The organism is Burkholderia sp. LMG 13014, from assembly GCF_905232215.1.
Taxonomy (GTDB): domain Bacteria; phylum Pseudomonadota; class Gammaproteobacteria; order Burkholderiales; family Burkholderiaceae; genus Burkholderia.
In genome coordinates this window covers 1-6038 of record NZ_CAJNKE010000373.1, presented here as the reverse complement: position 1 = coordinate 6038, position 6038 = coordinate 1, and the positions used below count along the sequence as shown (strand labels likewise).

Sequence of the window (6038 nt, the reverse complement as noted above, 5' to 3'; positions counted from 1 at the left end):
TCGCTCTGGCGTTGCACCGCCGCCGCGAGCGCGAGCGCTTCGTCACGCGGCACGCCAACGGTTTCGAACGCCGTCACGGACGGCTTGCCTTCGGTCAGCGTGCCGGTCTTGTCGAACGCGATGACGGTCGCGCGCTGCGCGAGTTCGAGCGCTTGCGCATCCTTGATCAGCACGCCGTGCCGGGCCGCGACACCCGTACCGGCCATGATCGCGGCGGGCGTGGCGAGGCCAAGCGCGCACGGGCACGCGATGACGAGCACTGCGACCGCGTTGAGGATCGCGGTTTCCGTCCCGGCGCCGGCGATCAGCCAGCCGGCCAGCGTCAGCACCGCGATGCCGAGGATTGCCGGCACGAACACCTCGCTCACGCGATCGACGAGCCGCTGGATCGGTGCCTTCTCGGCTTGCGCGGATTCGACGAGGCGGATGATGCGCGCGAGCGTCGTCTCCGCGCCGATCGCGGTGGTTTCGACGACGAGCGCGCCTTCGCCGTTGATCGAGCCGGCCGTGACGGGGTCGCCGTCGTCCTTCGGTACCGGCAGGCTTTCGCCGGTGATCAGCGATTCGTCGATGTGCGAGCGGCCCGACACGATCCGGCCGTCGACGGGCACGCGTTCGCCGGGGCGGATGCTGACGCGGGTGCCGACGCGCACCTGCGCCAGCGGCACGTCGCGTTCGACGCCGTGCTCGACGACGCGCGCCCGGTCGGGCCGCAGCGCGTTCAGCGCACGGATCGCGTCGGTGGTCTGGCGCTTCGCGCGCGATTCGAGCCATTTGCCGAAGCGCACCAGCGTGACGATGACGGCCGACGCCTCGAAATACAGGTGGCCGGGATGCGCGGGATCGCGCAGCAGCATCCACAGGCTCAGCCCGTACGCAGCCGACGTGCCGAGCGCGACGAGCAGGTCCATGTTGCCGGCGCGCGCCTTCACCGCATGCCAGGCGGCACGATAGAAGCGCGCGCCGAAGCCGAACTGGACGATCGATGCGAGCACGAGCTGGAGCCAGCCGTTCAGCATCAGGTCGACGCCGAACGGCGCGACGAGCATCGGCGCGACGAGCGGCGCGCTCAGCACGGCGGCACCGAGCACGAGGTTGCGTTCGCGAACCGCTTCGCGGCGCTTGCGCGCATCGGGATCCTGCGCGGAGCGGGCCGGTTGTGTGTCCGCGCCGGCCGTGGCACCGGCCGATGACGCGGCGGTGAGCGACGCGCGGTAGCCCGCGGTGGTGACGGCCGCGATCAGCGTGGCTGCGTCGAGCGCGCCGGCGCCATGCACCGATGCGCGCTCGGTCGCGAGGTTGACGGAAGCGCGCGCGACGCCCGGCACGGCGGCCAGCGCCTTCTCGACGCGGCCGGCGCAGGACGCGCAGGTCATCCCGCCGATGTCGAATTCGAGATCGGCGGAGGCAGTCGGAGCTGCCGGCCGGGTGGCCGCGCCGGCAACCGGCGTCGCGCCATAGCCGGCTTGTTTCACGGCTTCGGCGAGCCGTGCGGCGGTCACGTCGGGTGCCGCGTCGACGGTGGCCCGTTCGGTGGCCAGATTGACCGATGCGCGCGTGACACCCGGCACCTTCGCCAGCGCCTTTTCGACGCGCGACACGCAGGACGCACAGGTCATCCCGTCGATGTCGAGTTCGATGCTGGCGGGTGCGGCAGGCGACGAAGGGACGAACGCGGCGACGCCTGCATCCGTTATGGTCGGCGTTGCGCCGTAGCCGGCCTGTTTCACGATTTCGACCAGTTTCAGAGCGGAAACATCCGCCGTGGCATCGACGGTGGCGCGTTCGGTGGCCAGATTGACCGACGCACGCGTGACACCCGGCACCTTCGCCAGCGCCTTTTCGACGCGCGACACGCACGACGCACAGGTCAGGCCGTCGATATCGAGTTCGATCGTGGTTTCAGCCTGAAGCGGCTGGCGGGTGGTCGAAGCGGCTGCGGGCGCGGCCACGGGCGACGTATCGGCACGAGGCACGGGCACGGGCACGTTGGCTTCGAGCGCCGGCTCGCGCACGGCCGCACGGTAGCCGGCAGCGCCGATCGCATCGACGAGCTGCGCGGCGTCGATCGTTTCCTGCGCGGTCACGGTCGCCGAGTGGCCATCGAGATCGACCGTCGCGTCGACGACGCCCGGCACGGCGGCCAGCGCGCGCTGCACGCGGCCCGTGCAGCCGCCGCAATGCATGCCGTCGACGCTCAGTTCGATCGTTTGCAGTGCGGCGGAGGCGAGTGGTTCAGTCATGTCGGATTCCCCAAATGCGCGGTTCATGCCGCGAATGGTTCCAGTATCAACATTCCCATGATGGTAAGGTCAAGCGGCAATGACGATGTGACGCAGGTCGGCCGGTTCGGTTCGAGGTTGTCGATGCACACAGGGTGCCACGGTCCCGAAAAAGCGGATGCCCGGCCTCCACGCGGAACGCCGGGCAAGTCATATTGGCGAGCGTGGTGGCGCGGTCAGGCGCAGAGCTTGGCGCTTGCGAGACGATTCAGGCTGACGCCTTGTTCGGCGGCCTGGATCACCAGCGCGCGGTGCGCCTGCGGCGGGATGCGAACCTTGAATTCACCGCTGTAGGTTCGGTCGGCGATCGGCTCGGGCACTTTCTCGCCGTTCGCGGTCATGTCGCGCACGACCTCGGCGACGAGTTGGCGAATGCCGGCCAGCGCGCCTTCCGGCGTTCCGTCGAGCCACGAAAGAGAGGGGAATTCCGCGCACAGGCCGACGTGCTCCCCGTCCTCCGGGGACCACGTTACGCGGTACGTAAAGTGGTCTTGGCTCATGATTTCTGTTCCTTCAGTCGATCGATCGCGTCGAGAACCTGCCGCACCTGCTAAGCCTTTGCTTTCCCTCGATCGTCCTGGATATTCACTCGGGGTCACCTTGCCACGGTGTCTTGAAAATCGCATGGCTTGAACCGGATTGGCGGGCCGGTCCGAAGTGCGCCTCGCAGACCTCGAACAGATCGTTGAATCGCACGTTCGCGGGCTCGCACCTCATTTGCTCGAGGATCTTCCATTCGCGTGCCATGCCGAATGGTGTCAATAGTGGCACCATCCGTCAATCCGGACGGCGGTTCGATTCGCGTTCGGATCGGTCCGGCGCTGGCTGAAATCGATTCAATCTCGCCCCGATTTATCGGTCCGCTCGGACGAAATATCGGGGACGCCCCCATGCCGCAGCTAAGCCCCGCCTGTTATTCGGCATATTGGGGGATGCCCTTAGGCGCTATGATACCGGCGCTGACATCAGCGCCCACCGTAGCGAAACGTGACGAAACGGCCATCCGGGCGGGCTGAGGTGCCCGGGTTCGCCGTTTTCGAGCCGAACCGGGCGTTGACTGAAAAGAAAGAATATTCGGCCAGAATCAATGATTGAAAACCTACGAGAATCCGTCGCTTTGCGGCGCGCGTGCGCGCCGCTGGCCATGGCGCTGCTGCTGGCGGGGTGCGCGTCGCAACCGGATGCGATCCAGCGTAAAACCGGCTGGATGCGCGCGGAAGTCGCTGACTCCTATGTTTATGCGTATCCGCTCGTGCTGATGGACGTCGCGAAGGAAGCGGCGACGGGCGGCGACGGCGCGCAACCGGGGCAGGCGCCCCTCAACACGCTGCGCCACGCGCAGGCGCTGCCGCCTGTCGGCGCGGTCAATCCGCCGCTGCCGGGTGTCGACACGCTCGACTCGACCGGCTGGCTCGACGTTGCCACCGAACCCGTGATCGTCACGTTGCCCGACACGCGCGGCCGCTACTGGGATGCGCGTGCGCTCGACATGTGGACGAACGTGCTGTGGTCGGGGTCGAGCGTGGCGGCACGCGGTGCCCGCGGCGGCGCGCGATCGCAAACGATTGCCTTCGCCGCAAAGGACTGGCAGGGCACGCTGCCGAAGGGCGCGGTCCGGATCGACGTCCCGTCGGCCAACGCGTGGCTCGAAGTCCGGCTGCAGACGAGCGGCGGGCGCGACCTGACGAACGTGAAGAAACTGCAGCGCGCGATCCGCGTGGTGCCGCTGTCGGTCTACACGGGCGCCGCGCGCGGCGCGTCGGTTGCGGTCCATGCGGGCAGTGCGCCGTCCGAAGCGGTGGGCGGCGGCACGCCGGCCGAGCAGGTGGCAGCACTCGACCCGAAGGCGTTCTTCACGCGCTTCGCGCAGGCGCTCCAGGACAACCCGGCACCGGCCGACGACGCGCACGCGCAGGCGTTGCTCGGCGACATCGGCGTGTCGGCCGGCTATCCGGTGCTGTGGACGGGCGACCGCCTTGCGGCCGCGACGGCCGGCGTCGCCGAGGCGCGCGCGCGGCTTGCGACGCCGCCGTCGAACCTGCTGAACGCGAACGGCTGGAGCTGGATCGGCGATACGGCCGGCAAGTACGGCCAGGATTACACGCTGCGCGCGTACGCGGCCTACACACAATTCGGCACCGCGACGCGCGACGACGAAACGCTCGCGATCGTCCGCGTCGACAGCGACGGCCATTCGCTGAACGGTGCGAACCGCTACATGCTGCATTTCGCGCCGGGCGCGCTGCCGCCGGTGCGCGCGTTCTGGACGCTCACGCCCTATTCGACGAACGGTGCGCTGCCCGACGTCGGGTCGGCGCGCCGCTCGCTCGGCGATCGCGACCGGCTGCGCCGCAACCACGACGGCTCGATCGACATCGTCGTGTCGGCGTCGTCGGGCGGCGCGCATGCGGCCAACTGGCTGCCGGCGCCGCGCGCCGATTTCGCACTCGCATTGCGCCTGTACGCACCGAAGCCGCAGGCGAGCGACGGCTCGTGGATGCCGCCCGTCATCGTCCGGAAATGAACGGATGACCGGCGGCGTTGTCCGACCGGCGGGCGCGACGGCGCCCGAACCCCGTACCGTCACCTCCTGAGCCTATACTTTCGGGATAGCGTGCGTGGCCGCCCGGTTGTCCGGTGCGGCCCGGCATTCCATCCCGAGGCATTCAAGCATGGCAAGCGCAGACAAAGAAACCGTATCCTCGACCCTCCATGCCCTCGGTGGCGTTGCCCGCTCGCGCCGCACCCGGCGCATCGGCATCGGCCTGCTGATCTTCCTCGTTTTATTCGGACTGCTCGGGTTCTTCGCGGCGCCGCCGCTGATCCGCCATATCGCCGAACAGCAGTTGAGCCAGCAGCTCGACCGGCCCGCCACGATCCAGCGCATCGCGCTGAACCCGTACACGCTGAACCTCGAAGCCGACGGCATCCATCTTGGCGACAAAGGCGGGCAGGGCGACTTCATCGACATCGCGAAGCTCGTCGTGCGGCCGTCGTGGTCGTCGCTGTTCCGCGGCGCGCCGATCGTCAATGAAGTCCGCCTCGATTCGCCGCGCTTTCATATCGTCCGCTACGACGCGCAGCGCTTCAACTTCACCGACCTGATCGAGAAGTTCTCGACGCCGTCGCCCAAACCCGAAAGCAAGCCGACGCAGTTCTCGGTGTCGAACATCCAGGTCAACAACGGCCGGATCGATTTCGACGACCGTCTGCTGAACGAAAAGCACGTCGTCGACCACTGGACGCTCGGCATTCCGTATATCGCGACGCTGGCATCGAAGACCGACATCTTCGTCGAACCGAAGCTGCGCGCGCGTTTCGACGGCAGCCCGATCGCGATCGACGGCAAGACCAAGCCGTTCGCGCAGTCGCGCGAATCGGAGATCGCGCTGAAATTCGACGGCCTCGACGTGCCGAAGCTGATCTCGTACGTGCCGGCGAAGCTGCCGGTGGCCGTGACGAGCGGCCTGCTGAGCAGCGACCTCAAGGTCAATTTCGTGATGAGCGGCGAGACGCCCGCGCTGCGCGTGTCGGGCACCGTCGACCTGAACGACGCGAAGGTGACGGACCACGCGTCCGCGCCGCTGTTCGCCGCGCGCGGCGTGCACGTCGCGGCGGCCAGCCTCGAGCCGCTGCGCAACGCGATGCACTTCGACGAGATCCGGATCGACCAGCCGGTGGTCGACCTGTCGCGCGACAAGCAGGGCGTGCTGAACGTCGAGAAGCTCGCCGCGCCGCCGGCCGCCGCATCGCAGG

Annotated in this window: 5 protein-coding genes; 2 read left to right on the top strand and 3 right to left on the bottom strand. The window is 68.3% G+C overall.

Annotation, left to right across the window (positions count from 1 at the left end):
• The 3 genes from JYJ84_RS26320 to JYJ84_RS26310 form a co-directional block, all read right to left on the bottom strand.
• On the bottom strand, positions 1-2243 hold a 2243-nt coding region (locus tag JYJ84_RS26320; RefSeq protein ID WP_205189631.1), incomplete at its 3' end, for a heavy metal translocating P-type ATPase.
• 215 nt (positions 2244-2458) lie between these two features.
• Positions 2459-2782 (bottom strand): type II toxin-antitoxin system HicB family antitoxin, encoded by a 324-nt coding sequence (locus tag JYJ84_RS26315; protein ID WP_175222456.1) that lies wholly within the window; start codon positions 2780-2782, stop codon positions 2459-2461.
• An 85-nt stretch (positions 2783-2867) separates the two neighbouring features.
• Entirely contained in the window at positions 2868-3056 is a 189-nt protein-coding gene (locus JYJ84_RS26310) for a toxin HicA (RefSeq protein WP_240201901.1), read from the bottom strand.
• Positions 3057-3369: 313 nt separating this feature from the next.
• On the opposite strand from JYJ84_RS26310, the gene JYJ84_RS26305 reads away from it, so the two are divergent.
• Positions 3370-4806: a DUF1254 domain-containing protein gene (locus JYJ84_RS26305; protein WP_175222457.1), complete on the top strand. Its 1437-nt coding sequence runs from the start codon at positions 3370-3372 to the stop codon at positions 4804-4806.
• Between the two features lie 148 nt (positions 4807-4954).
• A partial coding sequence (locus JYJ84_RS26300) for a DUF748 domain-containing protein (protein WP_205189630.1) occupies positions 4955-6038 on the top strand: 1084 nt, incomplete at its 3' end.